Raw genomic sequence first — 15,638 nt, forward strand, 5'->3', positions numbered from 1 at the left:
CACCAACGACGATGACGGCAACGTCAATACCGAACGCTACGATCCGGTTTCGGTCGTCGCGAAAGCCGTCTCGGACATCGGCGTGACCTACGAAAATTACGGCGGCTTCATGCGCGTCAAGGCGTTCTACGATTACTGGAATGCCGAGCATCAGGGCGACGTGTCGACGCGCTTCGGCAATCGTCCGATGAACGATGCCTACAGGGGTTCGCGCCCGCGCGATGAGGCCGGCTCCGACATCGAAATTCTCGATGCCTTCGTCTACGGAAATTTCGATGCCAATGGCTCGCCATTGTCGGTTCGCGTCGGACGCCAGGTCGTGAACTGGGGTGAAAGCGTTTTCATCCCCGGCGGCATCAACTCGTATCTGCCGGTCGACCTCCAGGCGTTGCGCACGCCCGGATCGGAGATCAAGGAAGCGCTGCTGCCGGAAGGCTCCGCCTTCTTCTCGCTCGGTTTGCCGTATGAATTCTCGGTGGAAGGCTTCTACACCTTCGCCTATGAGCGGACGAAGCTCGATGCCTGCGGCACCTTCTTCAGCACCACGGATTCGGCCTGCGAAGGCGGTGCCTATGTGTTGAGTGGCGTCACGGCCGCCGGTACCGACGATCCCGACGCCGCGCCGATCTACATTCCGCGCATCGCGGACGATGAAGCGGGAGATCAGGGCCAGTACGGCCTGGCCATGCGTTACTACGCGGACTGGGTCAACCAGGGCACGGAGTTCGGTGTCTATTTCGTGAACTACCATTCGAAACTGCCCATCGGCACCTTCACCGCGGCCGATCTCAGCACGATCACGATCACGGGCAGCATCCCGGTCGATCTCGCGAACGCGTCGAACACGAAGGAGTATCAGAGCGTCTACGTGGAGGACATTCAGGAGCTCGGGTTCAGCTTCAACACCTCGCTCGCCAATCTTCTCGGCGGTACGGCACTTCAGGGCGAACTCCTCTACACCTTCGAGATGCCCTTCCAGTTGTCGGATGTCGAAATCAACGCGCACGACGTCGAGAATTATTTCAAGAACTACAACCCGGCTCTCGGCGCCGCTCTCTCGGGAATATACGGCGTTTCGCTCGACAGCATCTATTCGGGTTCGGACGTCTCCGAAGGCGATGCCATCCTGGGCTACTCCAAATATGACACCGTGACGGGCCAGTTCGGCACGACGAGCACGCTCGCGTCGTCGAACCCCTTCACGGGGGCAATCGGTTCGGATCTCGTCATCCTTATCGGCAATGCGGGCTTCCAGTGGATCCGGGACTACAACTCCGCCACCGGATATCTCGCGACGGCCCGTTCGGGCGAAGCGCATCCCAACGCCATCGCCAACCTCATCCTTGGCGATTCCTGCGGCTGCGGAACGGTGCAATATGCCGACAGCTTCTCCTGGGGCTACAGGCTCGCCGCGCTCGCCGACTACAACAATGTCTTCGACAGCGCGTGGAAGCTGCAGCCCTTCGTGCAGTTCGGGCATGACGTGAAGGGCTATTCCGCGGGGCCCATCGGACCGGGCTTCGTGGAGGGTACCAAGGCCGTGACGGTCGGGACGAATGCCTCCTGGCAATCATGGTCGGCATCGGTCAGTTGGACCAACCGTTTCGGCAACGAGTATTACAACTCCAGCTACGACAAGGACTTTGCGTCCTTCACGGTCTCCTACGCCTTCTGAGTTCGGGCAGGCCGCACGGAAAACGCGCCGTTCCTTCGGGGACGGCGCGTCCTCATGCGGCCGAAAGGAAAAAAAGAGCAGGCCGCCCCTTTCTGGAACGGCCTGCTGTCTTTTTCGATCTGGAGAAGCCGAAGAGAAACCGAAAAAACTCCGGCGGTCCCAATTCCTGCATTTGAGGGATGCCCCTGCCTGACTGACCGGGAGGGAATACATGAACCGCCGGAGCAAGTGGTTCGGCGGCGAGGTGCGGGAGCGCCCCGTTGCCGAACCTGTAAATAGATACGCAGACGGCGGAAATACCGGGCTCGTTTTCGACGGAAATTTTACCGCCGCACGTTTTTCTTCCATGCCAGGCGCGGCGGTCGGAACGGAAGCGGGGAGTTGGCCCCCCGGTCCGGTTGGGGAGGCTGTTTTGGGGGCGTCGTTTTCGGAGATGACCGACGAGGAGTTGGCTGCGTGCTCCGCGGCCGGGGATGGCGGTGCATTCCAGGTTCTCGTCGGCCGGCATGTAAACCATGTCTATGGTTATTGCGCCCGCGTTACCGGCAACCGCACGGATGCGGAAGATCTCGTGCAGGATGTCTTTCTTCGCGTCTGGCGCAACGGTCACAGGTGGGACGGAGAGCGTCTGCCTTTCGAGGCATGGCTTATGGTTCTCGCGCGCCGCATCTGCATCGATTACATGCGCCGCAGGAAGCCCGGCAGCCATGTTGCGATGGATGACGAGTTGTTTGTGGACCCGGAGCCCGGTCCCCATGAGCGGGCGCATGAACGCGGTATTGCGCGCAAGGTGCAGGCGGCACTCATGACGCTTCCGCTGACACAGCGCTCCGCGATCGTTCTGCGCTACTATCAGGGCTACTCGAACGAGGAGGCGGCCGCTATTCTGGAAGTGACCGTTTACGCGCTGGAGTCGTTGCTCAAGCGCGGTCGTGCCAATCTTCAGAGGGTTTTGGGGGACCTCGAAAAATGGCGATAGGGTGGGAGGATATTGTGGGCTCTTGGACGCGGCGCTTTTCTCTCCGTCCGGCTCCGGGGGAGGGGGCCGTCGAGGCCTTGCTGCGGCGGGCGGCGGAAGAGGATGGCCTGTCGCGCGCGCCCGGCGGCCTTGCCGAACGGATCGCAGCCGCGGCGTTTGCCGGGCCGGCCACGCGTTCCGCGACCGTCGATCTTTCGGGTTTTCTGCTGCGGCCCCGCATCGTCGGTGCGTCGCTGGCCAGCTTTTCGGCGGGGGCAGTCCTTGCCGTCTGTCTCATCGACATTCAGGCAGGCGCGCTCGTCAGGACGCTCATGCTGGGTGTGATGCAGAGCGTCACAACCGGAGGTTATCTCTGATGCGCAGGTTTCGGCTCGAGCATCTTCTCGTTGGCTCGCTCCTTGTGAATGCGGGGCTTCTCGGCTTCGTCGTCGCCTTGCTGCTGGTGCCGGGTCCGAGGCCCGCTTTCACGATGTCGTATCCGCTGCCCATGCCTACGGCGATGAAGATGCCGGAGTTCGGTCTGGAAGACCGGCTGCTTCTCGCGCGGCTCCTGGAGCGGGACGGCGAGGCGGCGGCGGAGCGTGCGCATCGCGCTTCCGCGGCGCGTGCGGCTTTCGCGGAAGCCCTCTCGAAGGAAAATCCGCAGGCGGAGGAAATCGCGGAAAAAGGAAAGGCACTCAACGCCGCGATGGAGGAGTTCGGGGCAGGCTTCATCAACCTGATCGTGACGGCGGCGCCGAAGCTCGATCTGGCGCAGCGGCGCGCCCTCGCCGATCTCCTTCTCCATGCGCCGGAGCCCGGGGATTTCTTTTTGCAGAAGCGCGGCCCCGGCCCGACATTCTCCATCGGCGGCGGCTCGCCTTTCCCGTCCGGAGAAGGCGCGTCCGGTGGGGGCACCCCCGGGGACAAGTGAGCGAGGGGACGGTCGCAAAAAATATATTTGCTGAAACTTATCCCCTCTTGCCTTTCTCCACCCTCCCCCTGTGGGAGGGTCGAAATTTGCGCAGCGAATTTCGGGGAGGGGTAGCGGCGGAAGACGAGTGGCGCGCGTGCGATTTATACCCGCATCTCCGCGACCCCTCCCCAAACCGCTTGCAGCGGTTTGACCCTCCCACAGGGGGAGGGTGGGAAGAAACGGCGTATCTTCAAAAGCGGGGATAAATTTTTTCAAATCCGCATATCGCTCCGTACACAGAGGAATAAAAACCCCTCTCCGTGACATTTTCATGACAGTTCGGTGACAGGCAAAACCGCAAACAAAAAAGGCGCGGTTTCCCGCGCCTTTTGAATTGTGACAGTCGCCGCGAAAAGGGCGGGGATTACTCCTCGTCGTCCTCTTCGATTTTCACGTCCTTCAGCTTCGCGAAGACGCTGTCGGCGTCGTAGGAGCGCTTTTCCTCGTCGACTTCCGGCTTCTTTTCCGGCGCGGCGATGGTCGCGTGCACGGGCGCCGTCGTTTCGCTCGCGGGCAGCAGCGTTTCCGGGGTGCCGGCGGCCTTGTTGGCCTTCTTGCGTTCGCGTTCGGCCTTGCGGGCGGCCTTCTGGACCGCGGCGTCGAGCTCGATCTGCGTGCAAAGTCCGAGGGTTACGGGGTCGACCGGCTTGATGTTCGGCGAGTTCCAGTGGCTCCGGTCGCGCACGGACTGGATCGTCGGCTTGGTCGTGCCGACGAGTTTGGAGACCTGCGCATCCGTCAGTTCGGGGTGGTTGCGGAGCAGCCAGGCGATGGCGTCCGGGCGGTCCTGGCGGCGCGAGACGGGGGTGTAGCGGGGCCCCTTGCGTACCGGCATGGGCGGCAATTTGTATTTGCTTTCAGAGGCTTGCAGCCGCGTCGAGGGGTCGTTCTGGCAGCGTTCGATTTCCGCGCGGCTGAGCTGGCCGGAGGCCACCGGGTCCATGCCCTTGATGCCCTGCGCCACGTCGCCATCGGCGATCCCCTTCACTTCCAGCACGTGAAGACCGCAGAAATCCGCCACTTGATCGAAAGTGAGCGAAGTGTTCTCGACGAGCCAGACGGCCGTCGCCTTGGGCATAAGGGGTTGGGTCATGTCGATTCCTCTGATCCACCCGGGGCTTCCCGGATAAACCGCTTTTCATGTCCATCGATGAGTGGATTAGGCCGTTATATAAGGCGAAAAGCCGGTCAATGAAAGCGGGAATGAGCGGGCGCAACGGAAATGTGAAAAGGCCGGAACCCTCGCGGATTCCGGCCTTTTCGTGCGGTGTCAGAGGGTTAGCGGTTGATCTCGGTGATCTTCGTGCCCTCGATGCTGATGCCGGCCATCAGGCCGGACTGGTCGAAGATGAACGCATAGGCGTCCTCCTTCAGCGTCGAGGTCGAGAGGTTCTTGGCGACGCCCTCGTCGACCACGACGACCGTCGGGCCAACGCCGACTTCCCAGCCATGCGTCTCCTTCAGGTAGTCCACGGCCTTGTCGTTCATCAGGAAAACCGCATAGCCGTAGGACTGGGCGCCCGCCTGCAGGCCCCACGATCCGGTCACGGAATTGTAGTAGCGGTTCACGTTGCCGCCTTCCATCAGCACGCCTTCGCCATAGGCGCCGCCGAAGACGAGGCCGGCCTTCACGATGCTCGGGAAGACGAGGATGGCTTTCGCCTGCCCGGAAATGTCCTTGGCGACCGAGTTGGTCTTGTAGAGCTTGTCGAGTGCGTGCTGGGCCTCGGTGTTGAGATCTTCCGCCGTTGCGGCCTTCGCGCTCTCCAGGGTTCCGAATGAAACCAGCGCCGCGAATGCGACGAGAAATGCCATTAGGCTGCGCCTTGTGGTGGCCATGTTGTGTTGTCCCTGTGTAGTGGAAAATCGTTGAACCGGGCGTGCTCCTTGTGCTGAGCATTTGCCATGCTTCGCGTCGGAGCGTCCTGCCGCCCGCCATAACTACGAACCAGGGAAAGGAAGGTTCCGTAAGACGGGAAATAGATTCAGACCGTCAGCACGATCTTGCCGATATGGCTGCTTTTTTCCATAAGCGAATGAGCTTTCGCCGCTTCCGCCAGCGGGAAAACCGTGTCGATCTGCGGCTTTACGCGGCCGGCATCGAGCAGCGGCCACACTTTCGCCTTGAGCGCCGATGCCAGCGCCGCCTTCTCCTCGATGCTGCGCGGCCGCAAGGTCGACCCCGTCAGCGTCAGCCGTTTCAGCATCACGGGCATGAAGTTCACTTCCGCGACGGAGCCGTTCAGGAAGGCGATGGAAACGATCCGTCCGTCCGTTGCGGAGGCTTGAATGTTGCGGGCGATGTAGTCGCCGCCGACCATGTCGAGGATCACGTCGACGCCGCGTCCCTCCGTCAGCCGCTTCGCTTCCTCGGCGAAATCCTTTTCACGGTAGTTGATCGCGGCATGCGCGCCGAGTTTTTCGCAGGCCGCGCATTTCTCTGCGGAGCCCGCCGTCGCGATCACGGTCGCGCCGAAAAGGTTCGCGAGCTGGATCGCCGTCGTGCCGATGCCGCTCGAACCGCCATGCACGAGAAACGTCTCGCCGGCCTTCAGCGCGCCGCGTTCGAACACGTTGGTCCAGACGGTGAAGAACGTTTCCGGCAGCGCCGCCGCTTCCGTCATCGTGAAACCGTGCGGAACGGGCAGGGCATGCGCCTCATGTGCGAGGCAGTATTCGGCATAGCCGCCACCGCCGACGAGCGCGCAAACCTTGTCGCCGGTTTTCCACAGCGTTACGCCCGGTCCCGTCGCGACCACCTCGCCGGCGACCTCGAGGCCCGGCGTTTCGGGCGAGCCCGGCGGGGCCGGATAGAGGCCCATGCGCTGGATAGTGTCCGGCCGGTTCACGCCCGCCGCCGCGACCTTTATGAGGATTTCGCCATGGCCCGGTTCCGGCGTCGCGATCTCGCGCAATTCCAGCACGTCGGGGCCGCCCGGCTCGCGGATCGCAATCGCTTTCATGGTTCTGGGGAGCGTCGGCATGTCGGCACCTCGGAGCTTTGAAGGGGAGGCAGGCGCGGGCTGGATTGCAGGTCTAGCTTGCGGTCCCCAAACTGGCAACCGGGCGATACGACCGGAGGGAGAAGCAGGATGGCCGACGACGATCTGGAACCGCGTAAGCGGCGGGGCGAGGCTCTCACGGCGCTGGCGAAAGAGGATCTGAGCCTTCTCGGCATCGAGGAGCTGGAAGACCGAATCACTTTGCTGGAGGCGGAGATTGACCGAATTCGGGACCAGCTCGCCCGCAAGCGCGGTTCACTTTCGGCCGCCGAGGCAGTGTTCAAAAAATAGTCAGACCGGCTAAGTCATTGGAAAATATTTTGTTTCTGTGACACCTGCCGGGTTCATCCGGAAAACATCTGCCGCGTCAAATTGCCACAAGATTAACTTCCTGTTAGGAATGAAGGCGCTAGGGTGACCTTGCGTAATCCAGTCTTCTGGATTTCTGAGTGGCTCCTATCCACTCTGTTTGACGCCTCCCTGTTAGAACTTGAGCCGCGGGCATTCCCGCGGCTCTTTTTTGTTGTTCCTTACCCATCGTCCCGTGTCTGCCCGTTTTCGTGGCACGGATATTGATCCTCAGGACCCTGTATGTGCCGGTATGGGGCAGAAGCCCGCGGCAGGATCAAGATCGGGATGGGGATCGCGGGAATGAGCGTTCACGAAATCGAGAATGGCGAAGAAGTCGCCTTCGCCGGCGCCGAGTGCGTCACCTTGTCGGAATTCATGGCGTCGGGGCTGTTTCAGCGCACCTACAACGAAGGCATGCGTCTGGTCGAGGAAACCTCGGCCTATCTGGACGGGCCGGGCCGGCAGGCCGCCCGTTCGCTGCCGCGCGACGCTTCGCTCGCCTATGCGGGCGAGAGCATGCGCCTTACCACCCGGTTGATGCAGGTGGCCTCGTGGCTCCTGGTCCGCAAGGCGGTACACGAAGGCGAGATCACGCCGGAAGAGGCGAATTCGGAGAAGTATCGTCTCGCCACCAAGGAAATCGGCCGCCAGCCGCGCTTTGATGGTGTCGAGGCCCTGCCGTCCGAGTTGCAGGAGCTGATCCGGCGGTCCGAGCGGCTTTACGCCCGCGTCGAGCGTCTCGATGCCCGCCTGCGCGAAACGGCGGAGCCCGTGACGCAGAACCATCCGCTGGCCGAGCAGTTGCGCCGTGTGGAGGATTTCTTCCGCGAAAACCTTGCCATCGGTCTGCCGCGCCGCGAGTTCGGGCGCCGCAGGAACCGGCCCGATTGAAGCAGTCAGGACAACAAAAAAGCCCCGCGAAAGCGGGGCTTTTCGTATCTCGAGAGGCTTGCGGCCTAGCTGCCGATAAAGCCGAACTTCTTCTTGAAGCGGCTCACGCGGCCGCCGCGATCGAGGATCTGCTGGCCGCCGCCCGTCCACGCCGGATGCGTCGTCGGGTCGATGTCGAGCACCAGCGTGTCGCCTTCCGAGCCATAGGTCGAACGGGTCCTGTAGGTGGACCCATCGTTCATCTGAACGGTGATGAAGTGGTAGTCCGGATGAATGTCTTTCTTCATGGCTCGCGGCTTCCTGAAGCGGTGTCTCTAAATGGCGCGCGAAGGCCCCTTCGGTGAAGGTGCCGCGCTGCCGGAATGGGGGCTTATAGCGAAGCCGGGAGGCTGTTGCAAGGCCAGTCTCGCCAGTCATTCCCTTTGCTCAAGCTGGCGCTTTTGTGCGGAGATGCCGCAGTTTTTCGCGGCTTCCCGGCGTTGCTCAGGCAAGGCGGGGATTGCTATACCAGCCGCGCGCCGAAATTATGCCCGGGCGCCCTTAAAGGGATTAGGGTGCCCCTCCCGAAGCACGAACCGGCGAAAGCGCATGAGCGACATATCCAATCCGGTCGTCGAGGCCATCGAGGAAGAAGCGCAACGGCGCAAGCCCGCCAAGGCGGTGCGGCCCATTCTGCGGCTCATGCCGTTCCTTGCCCGGTACCGGGTCATGGTCGGGCTCGCCTTCGTCTCGCTCGTCTTCGCGACGCTCGCGACGCTCGCCATACCGATGGCGGGCCGGCGTCTGATCGACAACGGATTCAGCCGCGAGAATGCGGTCTTCATCGACCAGTATTTCATCGCTCTCGTTCTCGTCGCTCTCATTCTCGGCGTCGCCAGCGCTTCGCGGTTTTTCTTCGTAAGCTGGATCGGCGAACGCGTCGTCGCCGACATCCGCCGAGCGGTCTACGAGCATGTGCTGCAGCTCTCGCCGGCGTTTTTCGAGCTAACGCGAACGGGCGAAGTCCTGTCGCGCCTTACGGCAGACACGACGCTCATCAAGACGGTCGTCGGCTCCTCCGCCTCGATCGCGTTGCGCAATATCTTCCTTTTCTTCGGCGCGGCGGCGATGATGGCGGCGACGAGCCCCTATCTTTCCAGTCTCGTGCTTCTCGCCATTCCCGCCATTCTCCTGCCGCTCATCGTGTTCGGGCGCTGGGTGCGGCGCCTGTCGCGCTCCGCGCAGGACCGGCTCGCGGATACGAGCGCCTTCGGCACGGAGAGCCTCAACGCCATCCAGATCGTGCAGGCCTTCACGCATGAGCCGATCGACAACGAGCGCTTCGGCAGCACGGTCGAGCGCGCGTTCGAGACGGCGCGCTCGCGCATCATGGCGCGGGCGGTGCTGACGGCGCTGATATTCTTCTTCGGCCTCTCCAGCGTCGTCGGCGTCCTGTGGGTGGGCGCGAACGCGGTTCTCTCCGACACGATGACGGGCGGTGAGCTTCTCGAATTTATCCTCTATGCGGTTTTCGCGGCATCGGCGCTCGCGGCATTGTCGGAAATCTGGGGTGATATCCAGATGGCGGCGGGCGCGACCGAACGGTTGATGGAGCTTCTCGACGTCGAACCTGAAATCGCCGCGCCGGCGAACCCCGTCATGTTGCCCGAACCGCAGGGCGAGATCGCCTTCGACAACGTCACTTTCGCCTATCCGACGCGGCCGCGCGTCTCGGCGCTGCATGGTTTTTCGCTTACTGTCGCGCCAGGCGAAACGGTCGCGCTTGTCGGACCTTCGGGCGCGGGCAAGAGCACCGTCTTTCAGCTTCTCCTCCGTTTCTACGATCCCCAGTCGGGCCATGTCCGGCTCGACGGTGTTGATGTGCGCCATGCGGACCCGCGCGATGTGCGCGGCCGTCTCGCCGTCGTGCCGCAGGAGACGGTCGTATTCGGTGCGAGCGTGGCGGAGAACATCCGCTATGGCCGGCCGGACGCCAGCGACGACGAAGTTCGCGCGGCGGCGCGGGCGGCGCGGATCGACGATTTCATCATGCAATTGCCGCAAGGTTACGAAACCCAGGTGGGCGAGCGGGGCGTCACGCTCTCCGGCGGTCAGCGGCAGCGCATCGCCATCGCCCGCGCCATCCTCCGCAATTCGCCGGTGCTGCTTCTCGACGAGGCGACCAGTGCGCTCGATGCCGAGAGCGAAACGCTGGTGCAGCAGGCGCTCGAAGGCCTCATGGAAGGCCGGACCACGCTCGTCATCGCGCACAGGCTCGCCACGGTTCTGAAGGCCGACCGCATCGTCGTGATGGAGGAGGGGCGTGTCGTCGCCTCCGGCACACATGACGAACTTGTGAGGCAGGGGGGCCTCTATGCGCGTCTCGCGCGGCTGCAATTCGCGGCCAACCGCGATATTGTCGAGGCGGCGGATGCGCGCACCAATGCCGGTATCGGCAGCTAACGGAATATTCAGGGGGAGACGATGTCCAGACATTGGCAGATCGCGGGCTATGTGGTGCTCGCGCTTATCGTGGCGGGCAGCGTTCTCACCTGGCGCTTCTTGTCGGCGTCGGGATATTTCACCGGCATCCGGCAGGAAATCGCCGCCGATTGCCGTGCCATCGAAGCGGTACCGGGGCCTGAGGATCTCGCCATCGATCACGAGCGTGGCCTCGCCTATGTCTCGGCATACGATCGCCGCGCGGTGCGGTCCGGTGCGCCGGGCGGCGGGGGCGTGCGCGGCGGCATCTATGTCATCGACCTCAAGCAGCCGGATGCGGAATGGGCCCTCTATCCGGTGACGCCCTCAGCGCCGGAGGATTTCCGGCCGCATGGCATCAGCCTTTACGTGGGCGAGGGCGGTGCGCGGCGGCTCTTTGCGGTCAACCATCCGGCAGGCGGCGGCGAAGCCGTCGAGATATTCGATATTGCGGAGGACGGTACCCTCTCCCACGCGAGAAGCGTCTCCGATCCGCTCTTCGTGTCGCTGAACGACGTTGTGGGTGTCGGGCCGGAAAGCTTTTATGCCACGAACGATCACGGCTCCGGCGGCATCGGCCGGATGATCGACGACGCGCTGCTGCTTCGCAACGCCAATGCGGTCTATTTCGACGGCGTGGCGGCGCGGGTCGCGGCGGATACGCTCAGCTACCCGAACGGAATCAATGTGAGCCCCGAGGGCACGACGCTTTATGTCGCCTCGACTTTGGGCATGAGCCTCTATGTTTACGAGCGCAATGTGGAGACGGGTGAACTTACGCCTTTCGATCATGTTCGCCTCGGCACAGGTGTCGACAATATCGACGTACAGCCGGACGGCACGCTCCTCATCGCCGCGCATCCGAAGCTTCTCGATTTCGTCGCTCACGCCTCCGATCCGGCAGAGCTTTCGCCGAGCCAGGTGGTGAGGATCGAGCCCGGCGAGAAGAAGGCGGGCACGATCTATCTCAATTTCGGCGAGGAAATCTCGGGTATCAGCACCGCCGCCGGCTATGGCGACAAGATGCTGCTCGGACAGGTCTTCGAGCCACGCGTGCTCGTCTGCACGCAGTCGAAGGAAATGCGCGCCTACTAGGTCAGCGTTCCGTCAGCTTGAATTCGATGCGGCGGTTGCGCCGGTTTTCGGCCGGACCGCGCCCTTCGGCGAGCGGGTGATACTGGCCGAAGCCCGCCGCTACCAGCCTGCTCTGCGGCACGCCCCTCTCGATCAGGTAATTGACGACCGCGATGGCGCGGGCGCTGGAGAGATACCAGTTCGAGGGAAATTGCGGCGTCGCGATCGGGTTCGCGTCGGTGTGTCCGTCCACGCGCAAAACCCAAGGGATATCGTCCGGAATTTCTGCCGCGATTTCGCGCACGGCCGTCGCGATCTTGTCGAGTTGTTCCTGACCCGATGGGTTGATATCGGCCGAACCGGATTCGAAAAAGATTTCCGATTGCATGGCGAAGCGGTCACCGACGATTTCTATGTCCTGACGGTCGCCGAGGATTGCCCGCAGCCGGCCAAAAAATTCCGAGCGATATTTCGCCAGTTCCTGCACCTTCTGGGCCAGTGCCGCGTTGAGCCGGCGGCCGAGATCGGCGATCTGCACCTGCTGCTCGCGATCCTTGACCTCGGCCGCTTCCAGCGCCGCTTCAAGTGTCGCAAGCTGACGGCGGAGCGCCGATATCTGCTGGTTCAGCAGTTCGACCTGCGACAGCGCTTCGCTTGAAATCTTCTGCTCCTCGGACAGCTTGCTTTCAAGCTCGGCCACCCGCGCGCCGGATGCGTCGTCGGCGAGGCTGGCAAGATGGTCCTTCTCGGCGGTCGCGGCGGCGAGCGAGTCCTGCAGCGAGAGAATTGTCGCCTGCAGATCGGCCTTTTCGCTCCGCTCCAGCGCCAGCTGGTTCACCAGTTCCGCGATCTGGCTGCGCAGATTCTCAAGCGCCGAGTCCTTGTTGCTCACAAGCTGGCTCAGGAAGAACTGCGTTATCATGAAGATCGTCAGCAGGAAGATCAGCACCAGCAGCAGGCTCGACATGGCGTCGACGAAGCCCGGCCAGTAATCCGCGCTGGGAGCTCTTCCGCGAATGCGTCTGCTTGAGAGCGCCATGATGCCTCAGCCCTCGCGCAGACGGCGGGCGATTTCCTCGAGAACCGGCTGCAGGCCCTGCTGGTTCTGCGCCATCTGCCGGATCAGTTGTTGCTCCTGCCTCATCTGCTCCGTCAGAGCCGTGATCTGGCCCGTCAGCGCCACCAGTGAGGCGCTGGAGGGGCTTTCCGCGGACGACAGGGACTGTTCGATGTTGCGGAGGCGGCGTGCCGTCTCGCTGAGCAGGGCGGGAGCCGACGGGTCGATCTCGCCGAGATTGGTCACCGTCGAGAGCCATTCCTCGAGCTCATTGTAGAAGCGGTTTTGTGCCTGACCGGCTTGCAGGTCGAGAAAGCCGAGCAACAGCGAACCGGCAAGCCCGAACAGCGACGATGAGAATGCCGTGCCCATGCCGCGCAGGGGCCCGTCGAGCCCGGATTTCAGATTGGCGAAGACGGTGGCGGGGTCGGCCCCTTCGACGCTCAAGCCCTGGATCGTGCCTGCCACGGAGGTCACCGTCGTAAGCAGGCCCCAAAAGGTGCCCAGAAGGCCAAGGAAGATGAGGAGCCCGATGATGTAGCGCGATATCTCGCGCTGTTCGTCGAGCCGCGAGCCGAGCGAGTCGAGGATGGACCGCATCGACATGGCGTTGAGCTGCATGCGGCCCTTGCGGTCGCCGAGCATGGTCGCCATGGGCGCAAGCAGGCGGGGCGGCGGAGGCAGCGCGAGGCCCGGGTCGGCGCGGCGGAAATCGTTCACCCAGCGTACTTCCGGACCGATTGCCTGCACCTGCCGGTAGGCATAGAGAATGCCGATCACCAGCACGCCGAGGATAAGGCCGTTCAGTCCCGGATTGGCGAGAAATGCGATTTCGATCTGCTTGTAGAGGATTGCCACGACGAAGCCCGCGAGAACGAGAAAGAGGAACATTCTCGTCAGGTAGGTTCGCGGCTGGGAAAGCCCGAAGCCGTCCTTGTAGTCCTTCGCCATGCGTCTCTCTGCCCCTGTCTGTCAGCCGCCGAAAAGCTTGATGTCCACCCGGTCCTGCGGCCCGCTGTCGGAAGTGCCCCCGAGGGCGCGTACATAGATGCGTTCCACCACGATACCGCCGCCGACCAGTTCGCGGCGCACGGAAAGTGCGCGCCGCAAGGCCAGCCGCCGTGCGTTGGACGAAGTGTCGTGAGGCGGGCCGGCATAGGCCTTGATTTCGAGCCTGCCGCTTCTCTTCGCGAAATCCGTTGCGAAGGCGTTCAGATTTTCGCGCGCGGTCTGATCGAGTGCCGATTCTTCGGGCTCGAAGACGACGCGAAGGAGTGCCTGTTCGGGCGGTGCGAGCGGCGCCTCGGCGGCGCCGGCGCGATTGTGGACCGCGAAGAGCAGCGCGAAAACCAGCAGCGCCGTGCCGAACCGGACTGCGGGCTTTCTCTTTGTGCTGTCGATCATCGGGTTATCCGTGGCGGCGAGCGTCGGCCTTAGTCTAGGCATGTTCGCCGAACGGGAACAGGCCTCGGCTGTGAGGCGTGTAGGCGGCGAATCGGGCGGAATTCGGGCTGGAAAGAGAAGGTGGGCGTTCAGTATCCGTCGAAGAGAATGTCGACGCGGTCTTCGGCTGCATCCGCGACGTCGGTGTTGCCCATGCCGCTCGCCCGGACGCGGCCCGTTTCGACGCCCTGCCGGTGAAGCGCCTCCTTCACGGCCAGCGCGCGTCGCATGGCGAGATCGCTTGCGCGTGCATCGTCTCCGCTGGCGCGGTCGGCATAGCCTCTGATCTCGACATTGCCGACGCGGTTGCCGAAAGAATTAGCGAAGCCCGCAACCTGGTTCTGGGCGGAAGGATCGAGGGTCGATTCGCCAGGCTGGAAGTAAATGCGGGCAAGTGTTCCGCGAGGCAGGATGCCGGGAGTGTAGGGCCGGAAAGCATCGTAAGAGCGGTACGGGTCCGGATTGGTGCGCGGAGCCGGTGCGGGTTCCGTGGATGAAGCAGGCGAGGAGGGGGCCGGTGCGGTCAAGACGCCCACGGGCCGCGTTATGTCCTGCCCGATCCCGCCGACGGAAGAGAGCGGCCGGTCGGCTTGCATTGCGTCTTCCCCCGGGGGCATGCGGACCGTGCCGGAAACCGCCTGCCCGGTTGTATTCGTCACCTTTTCAAGCGTGTCGTTGAGGAGTGGGTCGGCAGCCGCCGGGGGTGCGGAGGTGGCCAATCCCAGCAAGGCGCAGAGCAGGAATGGGCAGGAACGGCGAAGACCGGTGCCGCGCTTGCTATTGAAGGTATTTGTCGCGAAGCCCGTCATGGTTCCGTCCCACGTGGTTTTTGGCTCGCAAGGGATGCAATCGGCATCCATCGGAAGCCTAACACGCGGGCCCGCCGGAACTAACGGTATGATTTTGGCCGTGTGCGCGAGACTGAAGTTTATCGACCCGTCAAACGGCGGGTTTATGCGCCTTTTTCAGCACGTCGCCGAGTTGGCGGTGCAGCGTTTCGTTGCCGGCCAGAATGCCGCCGGTCTTCAGCATGTCTTCGCGCCCGCTAAGATCGCTGACGAAGCCGCCAGCCTCGCGCACGAGGATAATCCCCGCCGCGACGTCCCAGGGGGCGAGGTTCGCCTCCCAATAGGCATCGAAGCGGCCGGCGGCGACATAGGCAAGATCGAGCGCGGCGGAGCCCATGCGACGGACGCCTGCCACCTGAAGCATGACCTGGCGAAGTTCGGTGAGGTAGCGCTCATGCTCCGGCCTGCCGAGATCCGGCGTGCCGCAGGCAACGACCGATTGCGCAAGTTCGCGCCGCGCGGCGACGCGGATGCGGCGATCGTTCAGGAAGGCGCCCTGACCCTTTTCGGCGATGAACATTTCGTCCGAAATCGGGTTGTAGACGAGGCCCGCCACGATCTGCCCCTCGCGCTCCAGGCCGATGGAGATCGAGAACATCGGGATGCCGTGCAGGAAGTTCGTCGTGCCGTCGAGTGGATCGATGATCCAGCGATGCGACTTGTCCGCGCCCTCGACAACGCCGCCCTCCTCCATCAGGAAGCCGTAACCCGGACGGGCCTTCGACAGCTCCTGAAAAATTACTTTCTCCGCCTTCTTGTCGGCGGCGGTGACGAAATTCGCGGGCCCCTTCAGCGATACCTGGAGGTTCTCCACCTCGCCGAAGTCGCGCTGAAGACCGCGCGCTGCCTTGCGGGCGGCCGCGACCATGACGCTCATCGAAGGTGTATGTCGGGACATGCTTG

At 63.1% G+C, this 15,638-nt stretch carries 17 protein-coding genes; 8 read left to right on the forward strand and 9 right to left on the reverse strand.

Features of this window, described 5'->3' with window-relative positions:
• From Q8S60_RS09045 to Q8S60_RS09060, 4 genes are all read left to right on the forward strand, one after another.
• On the forward strand, window positions 1-1,675 hold a 1,675-nt coding region (locus Q8S60_RS09045), incomplete at its 5' end, for a DUF1302 domain-containing protein (protein ID WP_305668484.1).
• A 433-nt stretch (window positions 1,676-2,108) separates the two neighbouring features.
• On the forward strand, window positions 2,109-2,654 hold the full coding sequence (locus Q8S60_RS09050; RefSeq protein ID WP_305326125.1) for a sigma-70 family RNA polymerase sigma factor: 546 nt from the start codon (window positions 2,109-2,111) through the stop codon (window positions 2,652-2,654).
• A gap of 77 nt (window positions 2,655-2,731) precedes the next feature.
• A complete protein-coding gene (locus Q8S60_RS09055) occupies window positions 2,732-3,010 on the forward strand; it encodes a hypothetical protein (RefSeq protein ID WP_305668485.1) in 279 nt (92 codons plus the stop codon).
• Complete coding sequence (locus Q8S60_RS09060) at window positions 3,010-3,567, forward strand: hypothetical protein (protein ID WP_305326123.1); 558 nt, start codon at window positions 3,010-3,012, stop codon at window positions 3,565-3,567. Before Q8S60_RS09055 ends, Q8S60_RS09060 begins: the two co-directional genes overlap by 1 nt.
• Before the next feature lie 406 nt (window positions 3,568-3,973).
• Here the strand turns inward: Q8S60_RS09060 and Q8S60_RS09065 are convergent, their stop codons facing one another.
• From Q8S60_RS09065 to Q8S60_RS09075, 3 genes are all read right to left on the reverse strand, one after another.
• Entirely contained in the window at window positions 3,974-4,702 is a 729-nt protein-coding gene (locus tag Q8S60_RS09065) for a DUF1013 domain-containing protein (RefSeq protein WP_305326122.1), read from the reverse strand.
• Window positions 4,703-4,887: 185 nt separating this feature from the next.
• The gene (locus tag Q8S60_RS09070) at window positions 4,888-5,424 is read right to left on the reverse strand and encodes a YSC84-related protein (protein WP_305668486.1); all 537 of its coding nucleotides are present in this window, start codon (window positions 5,422-5,424) and stop codon (window positions 4,888-4,890) included.
• 170 nt (window positions 5,425-5,594) lie between these two features.
• Window positions 5,595-6,593, reverse strand: coding sequence for an NAD(P)H-quinone oxidoreductase (locus tag Q8S60_RS09075; RefSeq protein ID WP_305326120.1), 999 nt, complete (start codon window positions 6,591-6,593; stop codon window positions 5,595-5,597).
• A 108-nt stretch (window positions 6,594-6,701) separates the two neighbouring features.
• On the opposite strand from Q8S60_RS09075, the gene Q8S60_RS09080 reads away from it, so the two are divergent.
• Together Q8S60_RS09080 and Q8S60_RS09085 are read left to right on the forward strand one after the other, a co-directional pair.
• A complete protein-coding gene (locus tag Q8S60_RS09080) occupies window positions 6,702-6,902 on the forward strand; it encodes a DUF1192 domain-containing protein (protein ID WP_305326119.1) in 201 nt (66 codons plus the stop codon).
• A gap of 360 nt (window positions 6,903-7,262) precedes the next feature.
• Complete coding sequence (locus Q8S60_RS09085; protein WP_305326118.1) at window positions 7,263-7,853, forward strand: DUF1465 family protein; 591 nt, start codon at window positions 7,263-7,265, stop codon at window positions 7,851-7,853.
• A 65-nt stretch (window positions 7,854-7,918) separates the two neighbouring features.
• Here the strand turns inward: Q8S60_RS09085 and rpmE are convergent, their stop codons facing one another.
• On the reverse strand, window positions 7,919-8,140 hold the full coding sequence (gene rpmE / locus Q8S60_RS09090) for a 50S ribosomal protein L31 (protein ID WP_305326117.1): 222 nt from the start codon (window positions 8,138-8,140) through the stop codon (window positions 7,919-7,921).
• 301 nt (window positions 8,141-8,441) lie between these two features.
• Between rpmE and Q8S60_RS09095 the strand changes: the two genes are divergently transcribed.
• Together Q8S60_RS09095 and Q8S60_RS09100 are read left to right on the forward strand one after the other, a co-directional pair.
• Window positions 8,442-10,295 carry an ABC transporter transmembrane domain-containing protein gene (locus Q8S60_RS09095; protein ID WP_305326116.1) on the forward strand — a complete coding sequence of 618 codons (1,854 nt, stop codon included), beginning with the start codon at window positions 8,442-8,444 and terminating at the stop codon, window positions 10,293-10,295.
• 21 nt (window positions 10,296-10,316) lie between these two features.
• Window positions 10,317-11,408 (forward strand): SMP-30/gluconolactonase/LRE family protein, encoded by a 1,092-nt coding sequence (locus tag Q8S60_RS09100; protein WP_305326115.1) that lies wholly within the window; start codon window positions 10,317-10,319, stop codon window positions 11,406-11,408.
• Between the two features lies 1 nt (window position 11,409).
• Here Q8S60_RS09100 and Q8S60_RS09105 read toward each other — a convergent pair whose 3' ends face one another.
• From Q8S60_RS09105 to Q8S60_RS09125, 5 genes are all read right to left on the reverse strand, one after another.
• Window positions 11,410-12,426: a peptidoglycan -binding protein gene (locus Q8S60_RS09105; RefSeq protein ID WP_305326114.1), complete on the reverse strand. Its 1,017-nt coding sequence runs from the start codon at window positions 12,424-12,426 to the stop codon at window positions 11,410-11,412.
• Window positions 12,427-12,432: 6 nt separating this feature from the next.
• Window positions 12,433-13,395: a flagellar motor protein MotA gene (locus Q8S60_RS09110; RefSeq protein ID WP_305326113.1), complete on the reverse strand. Its 963-nt coding sequence runs from the start codon at window positions 13,393-13,395 to the stop codon at window positions 12,433-12,435.
• A gap of 21 nt (window positions 13,396-13,416) precedes the next feature.
• The gene (locus Q8S60_RS09115) at window positions 13,417-13,848 is read right to left on the reverse strand and encodes an OmpA family protein (protein ID WP_305326112.1); all 432 of its coding nucleotides are present in this window, start codon (window positions 13,846-13,848) and stop codon (window positions 13,417-13,419) included.
• A 128-nt stretch (window positions 13,849-13,976) separates the two neighbouring features.
• Window positions 13,977-14,483 (reverse strand): OmpA family protein, encoded by a 507-nt coding sequence (locus Q8S60_RS09120; protein ID WP_305668487.1) that lies wholly within the window; start codon window positions 14,481-14,483, stop codon window positions 13,977-13,979.
• 343 nt (window positions 14,484-14,826) lie between these two features.
• Window positions 14,827-15,633, reverse strand: coding sequence for an inositol monophosphatase family protein (locus tag Q8S60_RS09125; RefSeq protein ID WP_305326110.1), 807 nt, complete (start codon window positions 15,631-15,633; stop codon window positions 14,827-14,829).
• Window positions 15,634-15,638 lie beyond the last annotated feature (5 nt).

This window comes from Parvibaculum sp. (genome assembly GCF_030694575.1).
In the GTDB taxonomy this organism is placed as follows: domain Bacteria; phylum Pseudomonadota; class Alphaproteobacteria; order Parvibaculales; family Parvibaculaceae; genus Parvibaculum.

Coding starts and splice junctions, on each gene's coding strand:
- Q8S60_RS09050 (WP_305326125.1), top strand. CDS start 2,109: ATGACCGACGAGGAGTTGGCTGCGTGCTCCGCGGCCGGGGATGGCGGT.
- Q8S60_RS09060 (WP_305326123.1), top strand. CDS start 3,010: ATGCGCAGGTTTCGGCTCGAGCATCTTCTCGTTGGCTCGCTCCTTGTG.
- Q8S60_RS09065 (WP_305326122.1), bottom strand. CDS start 4,702: ATGACCCAACCCCTTATGCCCAAGGCGACGGCCGTCTGGCTCGTCGAG.
- Q8S60_RS09070 (WP_305668486.1), bottom strand. CDS start 5,424: ATGGCATTTCTCGTCGCATTCGCGGCGCTGGTTTCATTCGGAACCCTG.
- Q8S60_RS09075 (WP_305326120.1), bottom strand. CDS start 6,593: ATGCCGACGCTCCCCAGAACCATGAAAGCGATTGCGATCCGCGAGCCG.
- Q8S60_RS09080 (WP_305326119.1), top strand. CDS start 6,702: ATGGCCGACGACGATCTGGAACCGCGTAAGCGGCGGGGCGAGGCTCTC.
- Q8S60_RS09085 (WP_305326118.1), top strand. CDS start 7,263: ATGAGCGTTCACGAAATCGAGAATGGCGAAGAAGTCGCCTTCGCCGGC.
- rpmE (WP_305326117.1), bottom strand. CDS start 8,140: ATGAAGAAAGACATTCATCCGGACTACCACTTCATCACCGTTCAGATG.
- Q8S60_RS09095 (WP_305326116.1), top strand. CDS start 8,442: ATGAGCGACATATCCAATCCGGTCGTCGAGGCCATCGAGGAAGAAGCG.
- Q8S60_RS09100 (WP_305326115.1), top strand. CDS start 10,317: ATGTCCAGACATTGGCAGATCGCGGGCTATGTGGTGCTCGCGCTTATC.
- Q8S60_RS09105 (WP_305326114.1), bottom strand. CDS start 12,426: ATGGCGCTCTCAAGCAGACGCATTCGCGGAAGAGCTCCCAGCGCGGAT.
- Q8S60_RS09110 (WP_305326113.1), bottom strand. CDS start 13,395: ATGGCGAAGGACTACAAGGACGGCTTCGGGCTTTCCCAGCCGCGAACC.
- Q8S60_RS09115 (WP_305326112.1), bottom strand. CDS start 13,848: ATGATCGACAGCACAAAGAGAAAGCCCGCAGTCCGGTTCGGCACGGCG.
- Q8S60_RS09120 (WP_305668487.1), bottom strand. CDS start 14,483: ATGCAAGCCGACCGGCCGCTCTCTTCCGTCGGCGGGATCGGGCAGGAC.
- Q8S60_RS09125 (WP_305326110.1), bottom strand. CDS start 15,633: ATGTCCCGACATACACCTTCGATGAGCGTCATGGTCGCGGCCGCCCGC.